Genomic DNA, 17,034 nt, shown 5'->3' on the forward strand with positions numbered 1-17,034 from the left:
AATTATAAAAATATTGTAAAATGAAAAAGAACACTTTAAAATTAATAGCTGCTGCATTCATTATGTCAACGACAGCTGTAGTATTTCATTCTTGTAGCGACAGCGATGATGAAGAGCTGATCATTACAAACCCCGGAAATGGTGCTGCTTCAGACCCAAACAACTTTAAAGGTGAAATTAAGTCTGGCGAAACAGTTACTCTTGATGCAACAAAATTATACAAGCTTACAGGTGCTTTAAAAGTAAAAGCGGGTGGTACATTAGTGATTCCTGCCGGAACAAGAATTGAAGCTAACGGTGGTACATCTGCTTATATCTTAGTTGAGCAGGATGGTAAAATCTTTGCAAACGGTACAGCTGCTGCTCCTGTAGTATTAACAGCACCGGCACCTACACCAGGAAGCTGGGGAGGTTTGGTAATCTGCGGAAAAGCCCCGATCAACAGAGGTACTACTGCTACTTCAGAAGTAGGTGAAGCAATCTATGGTGGTACAGTTGCTAATGACAATTCAGGATCATTGAAGTTTGTAAGAATAGAATATGCAGGAGCAGTTTATACAGGAACTAAAGAATTTAACGGACTTTCGCTTTTCGGAGTTGGTAACGGAACTGTCATAGACAATGTTTCTATGATCAACGGAACTGATGACGGTATCGAATTCTTTGGCGGAACTGTAAATGTATCTAATATCATTTCTGTAGGAAACGAAGATGATGCTTTTGACTGGACAGAAGGCTGGAACGGAACTGCAACGAACATCTATACAAAAAGAAGAGCAACAGGTGTAGGAAACAGAGGTATTGAAGCTGATAACAATGCTGATAACAAAGATGCAAACCCTAGATCTAACCCTACAATCAAAAATGCAACTTTCATTGGCGCTACTTCTGGTGAAGCAGACGGAATGAAATTGAGAGAAGGTACTTATGCTACTATTGACAATGTAGTTTTATCAAACTGGACTACTGGTATTAATGTAGAGCATGATCAATCTGTAGCTTATTTTAATGGTGCTAATAAAATCACTAAAGTGAGATTCGATAACGTAGGAACAAAAGCTTCTGTAAAAGCTACAACAGGAAGTCCTTCAGCAACTTTATTGGCTAATACATTCACTGAAGATGCAAGTGCAAATGGTGCTGGAAACGGTACTGCAATGCCGGCTTGGGCTGCAGGATGGGCTGGTATCCAATAATTAAGTAATTAGTTTCTTTATATTAAATTAAAACCCGCTCGGAAAGTATCTTTCCAAGCGGGTTTACTATTATTAGCTTAATACCAATTGAATTCGAAACATAAAAAATAATTCATTTTTTTAGTATATTGAAAATAAGTAGAAAAATGGTAATTTGGTCTTCGCAAAATAAAACAACTTCTAAAAAATATCGTTTAGAAGTAAAATCAAAATAATATGAAGAAAAATCACCTTAAATCAATAATAACCTCTTTTATTATAATTTTATCATTTACCATTCATTCTTGCAGTAAAGATGACGATACAATCGCTACGATCGCTTTGATAGGAATAGCGCAGGATCCTGACAATTTTAAAGGTGAGGTTACCAATGGACAGGTCGTAACGCTTGATCCTATGAAAACCTACACGCTCAGCGGAACGGTGAAAATAAAAAACGGTGGTAAACTCGTAATTCCTGCGGGAACCAGGATTGTAGCAACTGCAGGCGCAGAATCTTACATTCTTGTTGAGCAAGGCGGGCAAATCTATGCCAACGGAACAGCCGGTTCTCCGGTTTTATTCACTTCCGAAACTGAAACTGCAGGAAGTTGGGGCGGCTTGGTTATCTGCGGAAAAGCTCCTTTAAATACAGGAAACTCCGGCTCATCAGAAATAGGAAACTCAGCTTATGGCGGCACTGAAATTACCGACAATTCAGGGTCTTTAAGTTTTGTAAGAATAGAATTTGCAGGCGCAGATTTTGCTCCCAATAAAAAATTCAACGGGCTTTCTTTGTTTGGTATCGGAAACGGAACCAAAGTGGAAAACGTAGCATTGATACATTCTGCAGATGATGGTATTCAAATTTATGGCGGAAATGTAAATGTTTCTAATCTTGTTTCTATCGGAAATGCCAATCATGCTTTCAGCTATACAGACGGCTGGGTTGGTGCAGCAAGCAATATTTATACAAAAAGAAAAGATGACGGAACAGGAAACAACGGAATAAAAGGTATTAACAATGCAAATAATAACAATGCTTCTCCAAGATCTAATCCGACCATCCAAAATGTTACTTTCATTGGCGGAAGCACAGGTGAATCCGACGGAATAAATTTAAGCCAAGGGACTTACGCTGTTTTAGATAATATCGTTTTGTCCGATTGGGAAACCGGAATTAATATTGAAAGCGATTCTACCGTAGCCCGCTTTAACGGTAAAAAAAGAATTACCAATGTCTTATTTCAAAATACAACTACAGAAGTTTCTTTAAAATCCAGTTTGGGCGCAGATGTCCCAATTATTGACACCACTTATACCATAAAATCTGATGCTGCCGGCGCAGGAAACGGCATTCTAACTCCTGCTTGGGCTACAGGATGGTCCGGATTATAATAAATTAAATTATAATATTGTTCCTTTGAAAATTTCTCAGGAACTTTTTATTTAAAATCTATTCCTTGAATTGCGAAGGCGTCATTCCCGTTTGAGATTTGAAGAATTTTGAAAAGCTCGCCTGATCATAAAAACCTAAATCAAAAACAATATCTTTCACAGACATTTCGGAAACTTTTAATAGACGCTTTGCTTCGAGTAATATTCTGTTTTGAATTAATGAAGAGGCTGATGAATTGATACTTTTTTTACAAATTATATTTAAATAATTAGCAGAAATACTAAGTTTCTCAGCATAAAAAGAAACCGATCGCTGTTCTTTAAAATGCTTATCAATTAAATTTAAAAATTTTGAAAAAACAGGATTAGAATTATACTGCTCATCATTATTAAATATAAATTCAACTGCTTTACTGATTAATAATGCGATAATCTCAATTCGTTTTTTAATCATTTCCCAAAATATATTTTCTTCTTTCAACAACTCCTTTATTGATATAAATTCATATAAAACAGAAGGAAAATTAGTTTCCGGAAGATCTATAACCGGATGGTTTTGATATAATGATTGAGAAAATTTTAAAGTTGGAACGAGACTTTCAAACCAATTTCTGCTAATCATTAATTGATATCCTAAAGTTCCTTTCTGAATATCCCATTGATGAACCTGATCAGGAAAAACCAAATGAATCTGATGATTTTTCACTTCATAATCTACAAAATCGATGGTATGATTGCCTTTTCCCTGTTCGAAAATATTAATGATAAAAAAATCGTGCTTGTGCGGTTGATCAATCGTGCGCTCACCATGAAGCTCATTAAACAGAAGATTACTATCTAAAGACCGGTCTTCACGAAAGTCATGAATTCCCAAAACCTGAAAATGATCTGACTGATAATTCATCGCTGATTTTCTTCTAAAATTAATCAAATTTAACAAAGAAATCATTTTCAACTTTTATCAATTAGTTTCAATCACATTTTATCTGATAAAACAACAGGAAAATTAAAATTTTTATCCTTTTTTTAATTAGAATACCATATTTCCTTTATAAATAAGAGATTCCACATTTGAAATTCTTGAAACCGCTTCGGCAGAACAGCTGGCATTTAGCAAAACAAAATCTGCATCATCACCTTTTTTCGGCCATTGCTGAATGCCTTTATCATCTAAAGGAAGCAGATTTGCCGTTGCCATTTTTAAGCTTCTTGACAATAAAAATTCAGTCGACTGACCGTAAAGTTGAGCATAAAGATTGGCTTTTTCCAGCACACTTCCGGTTCCGTACGTATTCCAGTGATCGACAATGCTGTCATTTCCTGTGTAGACGGTAACATGATGTTTTTGTAAAGTAGGAAGTGGCATGATAAGATTTCCGATAGGAATCGTTGAAGCAATTCCCACTTGAGCGTTGCCTAATTTTTCGGCAATCTCTTCCTGTTTTGATTTATCTAATTTTCCTAAAATAAAACAATGACTTAAGAACGTTTTTCCTTTCAGAGAAGGGTTTTCATTCACTTTATCAATAAGATATTCAACCGTTTTCAAACCGGATTCTCCTGTTTCATGAAGATGAATATCAATTCCTTTTTGATGGTCTAAAGCTAATTGAACCGTAAAATCAATCGTCTTTTCAATCGCGCCGTCAATCGTGTAAGGATCTACTCCACCGATGAAATCGATATTCATCTGAGCAGCCTCTTTCAAATAAGGAACAGAATTTTTGTAAAACACACCATGCTGCGGAAATGCAACGATTTCGGCACCGAAACTTTTCTTTTTATTGTCTAAAGCTTTCTGTAAATTTTTCAAAGAATCGAGCTTGGAAGTAGGCTCAATATTCACATGACTTCTCGCAAAAGCAGTTCCTTTCGACTGGATCAGTTCGATCATTTTTTCTGCTTTGAAAGTAGAATTTTTCAGAATTTCGGGCATGATTTGTTCTTCCAAAGCAATCATTCCTTTTACGCCGCCTTTTCTTTTTCTTACAGCCTGCCATTTGTCGCCATAAAAAGTTTTGTCAAGGTGAATGTGCATATCTTTAAAAGCCGGAAGCATCAAAAAACCTTTCGCATCTACAGCTTTTGCGTTAGCATTATTCGGAGCTATTTTCGTGATTTTACCGTTTTCTGTCTCGACTAAAAACAAATCTGTTTTCGTGGAAATCACTTCACCTTCTTCATATTCAAAACCAGTTTCTAAACGTACATTTTTAAAAGTTAATTTTCCATTTGTTGATAAAATTTTATCATCAGAAAATGTATTTGCGCTCATAACTGTAGATGTTAAAGTAATTCCAGCCATTGCTAAAGCTGAATTTTTAAGAAAATCTTTTCGCGAAATATTATTTGATCTTTCCATATTCAATTTCTATGGTACAAATTTAGAAAGAAGTAAAATCTTGCGATTGTATGGTTTATTACTTTCCTTGTATGAATTATTTTACTTTTAAACAAAAAAGGATGAAGCTTAAAAAACCTCATCCTTTAAAAATTGTATGTCTTATGATTTAAGAATACTGAAATTTTCTCACAGCTTCCAAGGTCATTTCAATTTCTTTATCTTTTATTGCATCGCTTATAAAATACGTTTCGTAGCCGCTTGGCGGAAGATAAATTCCGTTGGTCAGCATTTGATGAAAGAAATTATTAAACAATGAATGATTGGCATTCTGCGCTTCATCAAAATTGGAAACCGCATTGATATGGAAAAAGACAGACATCATCGATCCTTTTCTGTTGATTCTGTGCTCGATTCCTTTTTCGCTTAAAATTTTTCCGATTCCAAAATCTAGAGTTTCCGTTGTTTTATTTAATCTGTTGAAAAATTCCGGATCGTTTTTAATCAATTGCAAAGTCTTTAATCCAGCTCTCATCGCCAAAGGATTTCCGCTCAAAGTTCCCGCCTGATAAACCCCGCCTTTTGGGGCAAGATGATCCATAATTTCGTTACGTCCGGCGAAAGCACCAACCGGAAGTCCGCCTCCGATTACTTTTCCGTAAGTTACCAAATCGGCTTTCACATTATACAATTCCTGAGCTCCACCAAAAGCCAGTCTGAAACCTGTCATTACTTCGTCAAAAATCAACAAAGCTCCGTTCTCGTCACAGATTTTTCTTAGTTTTTGTAGAAAATCATTTTCAGGAAGCACACAACCCATGTTTCCAGCAACCGGTTCGATAATTACCGCAGCAATTTCACCCTGATTATGTCTGAATAAATCTTCAACCTGCTCAAAATCATTGTATCTGGCTAATAAAGTATCTTTTGCTGTTCCCTGAGTTACACCCGGAGAATTCGGGTTACCAAAAGTAGCAGCGCCGCTTCCCGCTTTGATCAAAAATGAATCTGAATGACCGTGATAACAGCCTTCAAATTTTATAAACTTATCTCTTCCTGTAAAACCTCTTGCCAATCTGATCGCACTCATACAAGCTTCAGTTCCCGAAGAAACCATTCTGATCTGATCGATATTCGGAACATTTTCTGTGATAAATTTTGCGATTTCAGTTTCCAATTCTGTTGGTGTACCGAAAGAAAATCCTTTTTCAGCCTGAGTTTTCAGTTCTTCCAAAACTTCAGGATGTGTATGTCCTAAAATTGCAGGACCCCAAGAATTAATGTAATCAATATACGTGTTGTCATCGGCATCGGTAAGGTAAGCACCTTTTGCGGATTTCATAAAAACCGGAACTCCGCCCACTGATTTGAATGCACGGACAGGAGAATTTACTCCGCCCGGAATGTATTTGTAAGCTTCATCGAATAAAGCTGAACTTCTTTGGTATTTCATTTTATTATTGATAGTTGATGGTTGATAATTGATAGTTTCATCAGCAACCATAACTGTCAACTGAAAACTAGCAACTAATAACTATTTAGTTTCTCGGCTTTTTATCGATCAGATAAATCAATTGTCCGGCAGAAGGTTTTTGACCTTCGTTCATTCTGTTTTTTGCGTAAAGTTTATTTAGCTTGATTCCGAATTTTTGGGCAATATCGTGCATATCTTCGCCCCATTCTGCTTTGTAAGTTGCCGTATTTCCGTCAGAGTTTTTAGATTCCAGGAAAATGATATCGTTTTTCTTTAAAATATCACTTTCAAGCTCATTCCATTTCAGGAGTTTACTTTCGCTTATTTTAAATTTATTTGCAATGAGCTGCACGTTGGTATCTTCAGGAATTACAATGTATTTCAGGCCTTCGTTCGGATGGCTTTTTATTAAAATTGAATTTAAAATTTCAGCTTTTGTCTTTATTTTTTCAACTCTTTGCTTCTGCTGCGCATAAGAAGTCGGTTTGTAAGGAACTTTAACGGTAACCGGCTCTTTTTTCACCACTTTTGGAGGGTCCAATCTTGCCATAAAAGTTCTGTCGTCTTTCAGATCAGGATATTTTTTGAGAACAGCATATAGAACTTCTTTAGAATTGGTATCGTCAAATTCATAAAGCTTATATTTTTCAATTTTACTGATAAGAATAGAAGCATATCGCGGATTTGTAGCATAACCGGCCTTTTTAAGACCATGCGCCCACGCTTTATAATCTTTCATATCAAGCCTGAAAAGATTGGTGTAATATTTTCTGGTTGCTAAAAATATCGAATGATCTTCATACGACTGCTTCGGATCATCATATACACGGAAACACTCATTGGGAGCGTCATCGGTATGTTTCATGGTTTTACCCGTCCAATCTTCCTTACATTTAATTCCAAAATGATTTTTCCCTTGAAGTGCCAATCTGCTTTGTCCGCCGCCCGTTTCCAAAAGTCCCTGTGCAAGCGTAATTGAAGCCGGAATTTTATATTTTTCCATTTCTTCGACAGCATATTGCGCAAATTTCTGAATGTATTGGTCGTCATTGGCCCAGGTCTGAGCTGAGAATTTTGATAAAACTAAAAGGCTTACAAGTAAGAAAAGTCTTTTCATCTGTTTATATTTATTGTTTTCAACGTCAGATGGAACACTCATAGATTTATTGATTTGTAAATTAAAATTTTGACATGAGTGTTTCATGTTTTTCAATTTTTATATAATTAAGTTTCTGTTTTGTTTGTCTAAAAGCATATTGGCGCCTTCGATTCCCTGCAATCCTCCTGTATGAAAACACAGAATTTTGCTTCCTTCAGAAAAATATCCTTCATCAATCAGTTCAAAAACTTTCTGCATCATTTTCCCTGTATATACAGGATCTAAAGGAAGTTTAAACTGGCTTTTAAAATCATTGATAAAACGAATGTTTTCGTCATTTATTTTACCGTAACCGCCAAAAGCTGCGTCCTTTAGATGGAAATTCCTCTTGGAAGTTAATTCCGAAATTCTATTTTCCAAAGATGAATCTTCAACTACTTTAAAACCTACAACCTTCTGATTATCTTCACAAAATTGTGAAATTCCGGCAACTGTACCTCCGGTTCCAACTGCTGTGCAAAGATAATCAAAATCTTTTGTTTCATTATTCAGCATCATTTTAATGCCCTGAACAGCATTTTGGTTCGTTCCGCCTTCAGGAATTATTAATGAATCCGGAAATTCCTGCTGCAAAAATTCGGTCAGTTTTTCTTTATGTCGATATTCTTGGCGGGTGACAAATTTCAGATTCATTCCGTTTCTTTTTGCAAAAACCAAAGTCGGATTATCACGCCATTTATTTTCCAGCTCCTCTCCTCTTATAATGCCTAAAGTTTTAATATCTGAAAGCTTTCCAACCGCAGAAACGGCAGAAATATGATTGGAGAAAGCTCCGCCAAAAGTTATAATTAATGGGTTTTCGGGTTGTCTTTCAAGATAATTATTGATATTATAAAAGAGTTTCCAATATTTATTTCCCGAAATCTGTGGATGAATCAAGTCTTCTCTTTTGATGAAAAGTCTGACTTTTTTATTAATTGAAATTTCCTGAATTGGGATAGTTTCTGTCGGAAGTTTTAATAACATTTTTATTAAATGATATTTGTTTTAACAAAGTTAGTTTTTTGATCTTAACTACCGTGTTTTGATTTCTAAAAGAAAGGATTCATGAGCTAAAATATTTTCTGAATGCCCATAATTTTCTTTTTCTGAGATAATTTAAATCATGTTCCATGGCATACGCTTCCCTTTCAAAAGAAATCGCACAATACGCCTGATACGCATTTCTCAAGCTGAAAAAATGATAATAATATTCTGCCACATAAGCAATATAAAAGAAAATAATCAATAATTCCAATTGTTGTCTCAAATGGATCTTTTCGTGGTTGATGAAAACTTTATTCCTTTTATCTTCAGGATTTTTAATGAAAATAAAAGGGTACAACGTAATGCCGTTTATTTTTGTATTTTTGAGAAACTTTTGGCACACAATTATCATATAACAAATATAAAGTTTTGATTTAACTTATGGCAAATTTTGACATCAAAGAACATGAAGACTTTTACTACAACGAGCAGGGTTACAAGGTTTTTACGGAAAAATTTCATCTCAAAAGAGGATATTGCTGTAAAAGCGGATGTAGACATTGCCCGTACGGATATGATAAAAAGACAAATACATTCATAAAAACCAAAAAAAATAAATAAAATGAGAAAATATATTTTTATTTTGCTGGCAGCGACATTAGGACTTAGCTCTTGCAGCCCTTTCAAAGTGCGTTCTGATTATGCGGAAACTGCTAATTTCACTTCTTATAAAACCTATAAAATAAGAATTGATGACCTGAAACTGAATGATATTGATAAAGACAGAGTTTTGAATGAATTGTCTAAGCAATTGCAAATGAAAGGTCTTTCCTCAGGTGAAAATCCTGATCTTATCATCAATGTAAAAGCCAATCACAAAAAAATCACAGACATCAACTCAACAAATCCTTACGGAATGTGGGGCTGGGGCGGCGGTTTTGGCTGGGGAATCGGCATGAACAGAACCTGGACGAGCAATTATAACGAAGGCGCAATTATCGTTGATATGGTCGATTCTAAAACCAATAAATTGGTTTGGCAAGGGATCGGAAGCGGAATTTCCGTAGATTCTCCAAAATCAAAACAGAAGCAAATCCCACAAATTATGGCTGAAATTATGGCCAAATATCCTCCGGGAATGAAAAGATAATTTATAAAAGTTTTAAAATATATAAAAGCCAGCACAAATTTGTGCTGGCTTTTTTTAGTTAAGATAATTTTAGTCAAACATAAAACTGCATTTCTACAGTTTTATAATTATTTTAAGATTATTGTCCTTGCAATTCTCTTATTCTTTCCTGCATCAATTCCTGATCAGTTATTGCTTCCCATCCGAAAACAATACCCGAAATAATTATTGAAATTATATACAAAGTACTCAAAGCAATACCGATAATACTTAAAATTCTACCTGTTTTCAAGTTGTTATAATCCGAATACAAGCCTGGGTTTTGCTGATACAACGCGTTGTCTTTTTTGTAAAGCACAAGGCCGATGATTCCCGTGATCAATCCCGGAATACCATAGCAACAACAAGCGACAATAGATACGATTCCAAGTACAAGTACTGCTGTAGCGTTGGGTAATTTTTGTTGATTCATAATTTAATTTTTTAATGTTTAGTTTTAAGTTTATATATGTAAAAAATGTTTATAAAAATAAGAAAATACCATGATTAGTGAGTTAATAATTGCTAAAAAAATCAAGATTTGTCCATAATTTCTTTTTTTATCAATAAAACTCACTGCTACAAAGAAAAAAAACAACAATAAAGTATATACTGCAGGAAACATCTGAAGGGCTTCGGAAAACTTTCCCTGAAAAACCAAAAGAATGGCTCTTTGCGTCCCACAGCCAAAACATTCTATTCCTAAAAATTTTTTACTGGGACACGACAGCATAAAGTCTTCTATCTTCATAATCTGGTTTTTTGATTTATTGCTGCTAAAATTAAGAAGAAATTTTGGCTCTCAAGTACTGATGTGGAAAAAAGCATTCATTATTCGTTTCAAATGAGCCCTGCACTGCCAGATAAGGGTTTCTTAAGATTTCTCTTGCAACAAAAACCAGGTCGGCATCACGTTTTTGAAGGATTTCTTCTGCTTGTTCAGTATTGGTGATCAATCCAACTGCCCCGGTTTTTACATCTGCTATATTTTTCACCTGTGATGAAAATGGAACCTGATAACCGTCAAAAACAGAAATTTTTGCACCATGAATATTTCCGCCACTCGAAACATCGATCAAATCAACCGAATGGTTTTTTAAAACTTTTGCCAGTTGAACACTGTCATTAATATCCCACCCGCTTTCGGCATATTCCGTTCCTGAAATTCTCACGAAAAGTGCTACATTTTCATTCAGTTCTTCATTTACGGCATCTACAATTTCCAATAAAAAACGGGTTCTGTTTTCAAAGCTTCCGCCATATTCGTCTGTTCTTACATTAGATAAAGGCGACAAAAACTGATGAATCAGATATCCGTGCGCACCATGAATTTCAATCACATCAAATCCTGCATTTACCGCTCTTTTCGCCGCATCTTTAAAATTCTGAATTAATTCTTTAATCTCTTCCAATGACAATACATGCGGAATCCTTTCATTCGGATGATAAGGAATCGCACTTGGAGCAATCGTTTCCCAGCCTTCTTCTACAGGAATTTGGACGTTATTCCATGTTGAGCCTTTTCTTCCGGCGTGTGCAATCTGAATCCCAATTTTACTTTCAGAATTTGAATGAACAAAATCAACAATTTTTTTAAGTTTTTCCGCCTGTTCGTCATTCCAGATTCCCATGCAATGATTGGTGATCCTGCCGCGTGGCTCCACTCCGGTTGCTTCAACAATTATCAAACCTGTTCCGCCTTGAGCACGGCTTCCGTAATGTACAAAGTGAAAATCGTTTGCCACACCATTTTCGCATGAATACATACACATCGGTGACATTACCCATCGGTTTTTCAGCTCTACATTTCTAAATTTTATTGGAGAATATAACATTGATTTTTATTTTTTAAAAGTTTAAAATTACGAAATTAGTCTCAGTAAATTATATTGTCAGCTTCACGAAAAAGGGTTACATTTATCGCCCTTTCTACAGAAACAAAATGAAAAAAAATATACAGATCGTTTACGAACATTTCAAAAGCAGCAGCGAGCTTAATGCAACAGAAAAAACTCTTTTTGAAAGAGCAAAATCAGCACGCGAAAAAGCTTATGCACCTTATTCAAATTTTCTGGTGGGATGCGCAATATTGCTGGAAAACGGCGAAATCTATTCCGGGAATAATCAGGAAAATGCGGCGTTTCCTTCAGGGCTTTGTGCCGAAAGAACGGCTTTATTCTGGATTGGTGCTAATTTCCCAAATGAAAAGATCAAGAAGATCTTCGTTATCGGCGGACCGCGAGAATTTTCAGAAAAAAATCCGCCAATTCCACCATGTGGAGCATGCCGACAAAGCTTGATGGAATACGAAACAAAACAGAATGAAAATATCGACCTTTACTTCTCCAATCTGAATGAAGAAGTCTTTAAAGTAGGTTCCATTAAAGATCTTTTGCCATTTTATTTTGATTCTACTTTTTTGTAACGATCAAAACTTTAATTATTTAACCATTAAGATTCGATAAGAGTTTTAGATAAATTAAGATTAAATTATTCTAATTTATTAAGCGAATTCATTGTGAAACTTAATATTCATAAAGTCTAAAAAAATTCTTAATGGTTTAAATTCAATATAAACTTCTATTTCTTTTTAAAAAACTATATTTGCAAAAATTTTGGTTTCCAAGCTATTGGAAATAATAGGGAATTGGGCGAAAATCCCAAGCTGTCCCCGCAACTGTAAATCGTATGTAAGATTTTCTACAGAAACCACTGTCAACACGGGAAGGTGTAGAAAAAACGAAAGTCAGGAGACCTGCCAGAATTTAAACTTAATTAATGATTGCTTTCGGAGGAAAAGTAAAAAATAATATGGGTATAAAAAGATTTTCTGCTTTGCTTTTTGTGTCATTCAATTTTTCTTTGTGCTTTGGACAGGAGAAAACTATTGACACTGTATATGTTTTTGATAATCAAATGAATAAGGTAAAACTTTTTCATAAGATCACTACGCTGGCTCCAGCTGATATTCAAAAAAATTCATCTAATCTTTCTGAAGTTTTACGATTTCAATCTCCTGTTTATATTAAAGAAAATGGTCGTGGCGCTGTTTCTTCGCCTTCATTTCGGGGAACAACGGCTCAGCAAACGGCATTTGTGTGGAACGGTATCAATATCAATTCCCAGTTTTTGGGACAAGGCGATGTGAACAATATTGCTCTTTTCGGATATGACCAGATGGAAATAAAATCGGGCGGCGGAAGTGTAATTTACGGAAGCGGCGCGATTGGAGGAAGTATTCATTTAAATAATGATTTAAGCTTTAATAAAGGTTTCAGCGGAACTTTTAATTCTGAAATTGCTTCTTTCGGTACATTTAATAATTTTCTGAAAGCTTCTTTTAGCAATGATAAATTCAGCTTTAAAGTTTCCGGAAATTATCTGATCAGCCAGAATGATTATGAAGTTCCGGAGGAAAATTACATTAACAGAAACGGAAAATTTCACAACACAACTTATAATGTCGGGATTTCTTATAAGATTGCAAAAAACCAGACAATTTCGTGGCAAAGCCAGTTTTATGATGCGACTCAAAACTATCCTATTTTTACAGAAAACGGAAATAAAAGCAGATATGAAGCGCAGACTTTAAGGAGCCTCATCTCTTGGGACATCAACAAAAGCAAACTTTCAAACAGCTTAAAAGCAGCTTACACAGAAGATAATTTTCAATATTTCGGAACTTATAACAGCGGCGGAAGTAATAAAAATTACATTATAAAAAACGACTTTAATTATTTTATCAATTCGAAATGGAATGTGAATATTATTGGAGAATTTCAACAAAATCAAGGTGAAGGCGTAGGAACTTCCGGAATTGGAAATATAAGCAGAAATGTAGGTTCTGTTGCGGGTTTATTACGATATTTTACAACGTCAAACCTACGTTTTGAAGCAGGAATAAAGAAAGATTTTGTGGAAGGTTTCAGCTCACCGGTTTTATATTCTTTTTCGGGAAAATGGCAAGCCACCAATTGGTATAATTTTAATTTAAACTTTTCTAAAAACTTCAGGTTTCCTTCATTTAACGATTTGTATTGGCAGCCGGGCGGAAATCCTGATCTGAAGCCCGAAAATTCTGTTCAATCAGATATGAATCATGAGTTTAAAGCCGGAGATTTTAAACTGACGATAAGTCCATATTACATCCGTATCAATGACATGATCCGTTGGCTGGATACAGGTTTGGGTTATTGGTCGCCATTCAACACCAACAAAGTTGAATCTTACGGACTGGAATCACAATTGACTTACGAAAAACAGTTTAATCAACATTTTATTAAGCTGAATGCAGGTTATATTTATACCAAATCAACAGATTTAGAAACACAAAAGCAACTGACATACGTTCCTTTGCATAAAGTTTTTGGTAATGCAGATTATCAATATAAATTTTTGAAGGTTTATGCACAGGGAATGTTCAACGGATTGACTTATACGACTTCTGACGAAAGCAGGAAATACGCTTTATATCCCTATTTTGTTTTAAATGCAGGAGTTTCTGCCACACTTTTAAAGAAATATATTGTAGGCATAAAGGTGAACAATATCACCGATACTGTTTATAAAACGGTAGCTTATTATCCTTTGCCAAAAAGAAATTACAGTATAACAGCATCTATAAATTTTTAACTTTAATATATTATGAAAATAACTAGATTTTTGCAGCTTATTTTTGCATTCATTTTACTTTTTAATGTTTCTTGTACTTCTGAGTTTGAACAAACTTTAGAACCCATCACTTACGGAAACGGATACTTCATCACCAATGAAGGAAGCTTTAATAAGCCTGACGCAGAAGTAAGTTTTGTAACACAAGATTTGAATTTTTTGCAGAACGACATTTACAAAGCAAACAATAATGAAAATTTAGGCGACGTGCTTCAGACAATGGCTTTCAATGGAAGCAAAGCTTATCTTGTGCTGAATAATTCAAATGCAATTCAGGTTGTAGATCGTGTAACTTTTAAAAAGCAGGCTACGGTAACCGCAAATCTTGTAAATCCGAGATATATTGCATTTTCGGGAAGTCAGTATTTCGTGACAAATAACAACTTTGGAAATGTGATGAAATTAAATGTATATAACAGTGATAATAATTCATTTGTAACAAGCATCAATTTCCAAAGAGCAGCTGAAAAACTAGTAGAGGCTAACGGAAGAATCGTAGTACAAACTGACGGTGTAAAGTACGACGCTAACTTTAATGAATTACCAACAGGATATACTATTACAATTGTAAATCCTTCAACAAATGTTATTGAAAATACAGTAACACTTCCAAATAACGGAATTATCAGAGATCTGGTTTCTTACAATGGTGATGCGTATGTGCTTGCTTCAGGAGGTGCAGATTCATATATTTATAAGATCAATTCTTCAGCTGGAACGTTTACAACAACTACACTTACAGGAATTGCAAAGGCACAAAAACTGAGAATCGATTCGAATAAGTTTTATTTTAATGACAATACCAACAAAATTTATTCAATGAGCCTGAATTCTACAACGATACCAACAATTCCACTTGTGACATCAACAGGAAATGCATATGGATTCAACGTTATTGACGGTAGAATTTTTGTTTCTGATGCCAGCTTTACGGGACCAAGCAAAGTAAATATTTACAATGCTGCAAGCGGTTTGCTTTTAACGACTTTCAATGCGGGAATTGGAACCAATGGTTTTTATAAAAACTAAAAAATACTTCATTAAATACTTCGGGCGGTTTCGTAGAAACCGCCCGATTTTTTATGCATCTATTAAGTTATAGTGACAAGCCCAATTTCTCAGCTTCGCCAATCACAAATTTTCTTGCTTCTTCTTTTTCATTAGGAATTTCACCTTCCAAAATAGCTTCCTTTACTTTTTCTTTTAAAACACCAATTTCCCGTCCGGGTTTCAGGTTAAACATTTGCATGATTTCTTCTCCGGAAATTGGTGGCTGAAAATTTCGTACCTGATCTTTTTCTTCAACTTCTTTTATTTTAACAGCAACATATTCAAAATTTTTCTTGAATTTATCCTGTTTTTTTGAGTTTTTGGTTGTAATATCTGCTTTACAAAGCGTAAACAAATCTTCCAGATCTTCGCCTGCGTCAAATAACAATCTTCTCAATGCAGAATCTGAAGCGTCATCCGTAATCAAAGCGATCGGACGTGAAGAAAGCTTTACCATTTTCTGAACATATTTCATATCCGGACCTAAAGGCAACTTCAGCTTCTGGAAAATATTTTTTGTCATTTTTGAACCTAAAAACTCATGTCCGTGGAAAGTCCAGCCCGTTCCTTCAACGAACTTTTTTGTCGGAGCTTTTCCGATATCATGAAGCAAAGCCGACCAACGAAGCCAAAGATTATCTGTGTTTTCAGAAATATTGTCAACAACTTCCAAGGTATGATAAAAATTATCTTTGTGGGTTTGTCCTTCCACTTCTTCTATTCCTTTCAGCTCGATCAATTCAGGAATAATCAATTTCATTAAACCTGTTTCTTCCATCAATCTCAATCCGACTGACGGTTTTTCAGAAAGCATGATTTTATTAAATTCAACCATAATTCTTTCCATCGAAACAATTTTGATTCTTTCTGCTTCCTTTTTAATAGCATTTAATGATTTTTCTTCAATTTTAAAATTTAAAGTCGAAGCAAAACGTACCGCTCTCATCATTCTCAACGGATCGTCGGAATAGGTTTGAGCAGGTTCTAAAGGTGTTTTCAGAATTCCTTTTTCCAGGTCGTCAATTCCATTAAAAGGATCAATTAATTCCCCGAAATTATCTTTATTTAAAGAAATTGCCATCGCATTGATGGTAAAATCTCTTCTTTTTTGATCGTCTTCAATTGTTCCGCCTTCTACTTCAGGTTTGCGGCTGTTTTCGGTATAGCTTTCTTTTCTGGCTCCTACAAACTCAAGCTCAAGATCTTTATACCTGATCATTGCTGTTCCATACGTTTTGAAAACAGAAACTTTCATTTTCGGATCAATTTCTTTACCTACATTTTCGGCAAGCTCGATTCCGCTTTGTTCGGTCACAAAATCAATATCTGTTGACGCTTTTCTTTTCATCAATAAATCGCGAACATAGCCGCCAACAATATAAACGGACTGATTGCTTTGAGAAGCGACTTCAGAAATGATTTTGAAAAGCTTTAGATTTTTATTTTGATTAAGATTGATGAACATTTTTTAAATAGATGTTAGATATTAGAAGTTAGAATTAGACTTATAATTAATTAAAAATATTAATCTTTATCTAACGTAAAACCACTAAAAAATCAGATTTTCAGTTTTAAAAACTAGATTTCCGACTTTTTAATGGTTAAATGATTTTACAAAGATAATTAATTCTG

At 34.8% G+C, this 17,034-nt stretch carries 17 protein-coding genes and 1 riboswitch; of the genes, 7 read left to right on the forward strand and 10 right to left on the reverse strand.

The features are described from left to right. The first annotated feature begins 20 nt into the window (after positions 1-20). Entirely contained in the window at positions 21-1,196 is a 1,176-nt protein-coding gene (locus tag AC6CHK_RS14225; protein ID WP_498097257.1) for a beta-helix domain-containing protein, read from the forward strand. Between the two features lie 216 nt (positions 1,197-1,412). Next, positions 1,413-2,573: a beta-helix domain-containing protein gene (locus tag AC6CHK_RS14230; protein ID WP_498097259.1), complete on the forward strand. Its 1,161-nt coding sequence runs from the start codon at positions 1,413-1,415 to the stop codon at positions 2,571-2,573. Between the two features lie 58 nt (positions 2,574-2,631). On the opposite strand, the gene AC6CHK_RS14235 is transcribed toward AC6CHK_RS14230, so the two are convergent. The 6 genes from AC6CHK_RS14235 to AC6CHK_RS14260 form a co-directional block, all read right to left on the reverse strand. Beyond that, positions 2,632-3,477, reverse strand: a complete 846-nt coding sequence (locus AC6CHK_RS14235) for a helix-turn-helix domain-containing protein (RefSeq protein WP_498097261.1) — start codon at positions 3,475-3,477, stop codon at positions 2,632-2,634. 126 nt (positions 3,478-3,603) lie between these two features. Then, entirely contained in the window at positions 3,604-4,935 is a 1,332-nt protein-coding gene (locus AC6CHK_RS14240; RefSeq protein WP_498097263.1) for an amidohydrolase, read from the reverse strand. A 148-nt stretch (positions 4,936-5,083) separates the two neighbouring features. After that, positions 5,084-6,367: a glutamate-1-semialdehyde 2,1-aminomutase gene (gene hemL, locus AC6CHK_RS14245; RefSeq protein ID WP_498097265.1), complete on the reverse strand. Its 1,284-nt coding sequence runs from the start codon at positions 6,365-6,367 to the stop codon at positions 5,084-5,086. Between the two features lie 85 nt (positions 6,368-6,452). Next, positions 6,453-7,505, reverse strand: a complete 1,053-nt coding sequence (locus AC6CHK_RS14250) for a glucosaminidase domain-containing protein (RefSeq protein WP_498097335.1) — start codon at positions 7,503-7,505, stop codon at positions 6,453-6,455. A 99-nt stretch (positions 7,506-7,604) separates the two neighbouring features. Continuing rightward, on the reverse strand, positions 7,605-8,513 hold the full coding sequence (locus AC6CHK_RS14255; protein WP_498097267.1) for a 1-aminocyclopropane-1-carboxylate deaminase/D-cysteine desulfhydrase: 909 nt from the start codon (positions 8,511-8,513) through the stop codon (positions 7,605-7,607). Positions 8,514-8,592: 79 nt separating this feature from the next. After that, positions 8,593-8,925, reverse strand: coding sequence for a hypothetical protein (locus AC6CHK_RS14260; RefSeq protein ID WP_498097269.1), 333 nt, complete (start codon positions 8,923-8,925; stop codon positions 8,593-8,595). Positions 8,926-8,954: 29 nt separating this feature from the next. Here AC6CHK_RS14260 and AC6CHK_RS14265 point away from each other — a divergent pair, with 29 nt between their 5' ends. Together AC6CHK_RS14265 and AC6CHK_RS14270 are read left to right on the forward strand one after the other, a co-directional pair. Continuing rightward, positions 8,955-9,134 carry a C1orf53 family protein gene (locus tag AC6CHK_RS14265; RefSeq protein WP_498097271.1) on the forward strand — a complete coding sequence of 60 codons (180 nt, stop codon included), beginning with the start codon at positions 8,955-8,957 and terminating at the stop codon, positions 9,132-9,134. Between the two features lies 1 nt (position 9,135). Further along, on the forward strand, positions 9,136-9,663 hold the full coding sequence (locus AC6CHK_RS14270; RefSeq protein ID WP_498097273.1) for a DUF4136 domain-containing protein: 528 nt from the start codon (positions 9,136-9,138) through the stop codon (positions 9,661-9,663). Between the two features lie 118 nt (positions 9,664-9,781). Here the strand turns inward: AC6CHK_RS14270 and AC6CHK_RS14275 are convergent, their stop codons facing one another. Genes AC6CHK_RS14275 through namA form a run of 3 tightly spaced genes read right to left on the reverse strand, consistent with a single transcriptional unit; the run spans position 9,782 to position 11,516 of the window. Then, positions 9,782-10,114, reverse strand: a complete 333-nt coding sequence (locus tag AC6CHK_RS14275; RefSeq protein WP_498097275.1) for a CCC motif membrane protein — start codon at positions 10,112-10,114, stop codon at positions 9,782-9,784. A 30-nt stretch (positions 10,115-10,144) separates the two neighbouring features. Beyond that, positions 10,145-10,432, reverse strand: a complete 288-nt coding sequence (locus AC6CHK_RS14280; RefSeq protein WP_498097277.1) for a DUF2752 domain-containing protein — start codon at positions 10,430-10,432, stop codon at positions 10,145-10,147. Between the two features lie 31 nt (positions 10,433-10,463). Further along, positions 10,464-11,516, reverse strand: coding sequence for an NADPH dehydrogenase NamA (gene namA, locus AC6CHK_RS14285; RefSeq protein WP_498097278.1), 1,053 nt, complete (start codon positions 11,514-11,516; stop codon positions 10,464-10,466). A gap of 107 nt (positions 11,517-11,623) precedes the next feature. On the opposite strand from namA, the gene AC6CHK_RS14290 reads away from it, so the two are divergent. From AC6CHK_RS14290 to AC6CHK_RS14300, 3 genes are all read left to right on the forward strand, one after another. Next, complete coding sequence (locus AC6CHK_RS14290) at positions 11,624-12,106, forward strand: cytidine deaminase (RefSeq protein ID WP_498097279.1); 483 nt, start codon at positions 11,624-11,626, stop codon at positions 12,104-12,106. A 174-nt stretch (positions 12,107-12,280) separates the two neighbouring features. Continuing rightward, positions 12,281-12,458: riboswitch (cobalamin riboswitch) on the forward strand. A gap of 1 nt (position 12,459) precedes the next feature. Then, on the forward strand, positions 12,460-14,313 hold the full coding sequence (locus tag AC6CHK_RS14295; protein WP_498097280.1) for a TonB-dependent receptor plug domain-containing protein: 1,854 nt from the start codon (positions 12,460-12,462) through the stop codon (positions 14,311-14,313). Between the two features lie 12 nt (positions 14,314-14,325). Next, positions 14,326-15,381 carry a DUF5074 domain-containing protein gene (locus AC6CHK_RS14300; RefSeq protein WP_498097281.1) on the forward strand — a complete coding sequence of 352 codons (1,056 nt, stop codon included), beginning with the start codon at positions 14,326-14,328 and terminating at the stop codon, positions 15,379-15,381. Positions 15,382-15,448: 67 nt separating this feature from the next. On the opposite strand, the gene AC6CHK_RS14305 is transcribed toward AC6CHK_RS14300, so the two are convergent. Continuing rightward, entirely contained in the window at positions 15,449-16,867 is a 1,419-nt protein-coding gene (locus AC6CHK_RS14305; RefSeq protein ID WP_498097282.1) for a CCA tRNA nucleotidyltransferase, read from the reverse strand. Positions 16,868-17,034: the final 167 nt, after the last annotated feature.

The organism is Chryseobacterium sp. GQ58, assembly GCF_059758895.1.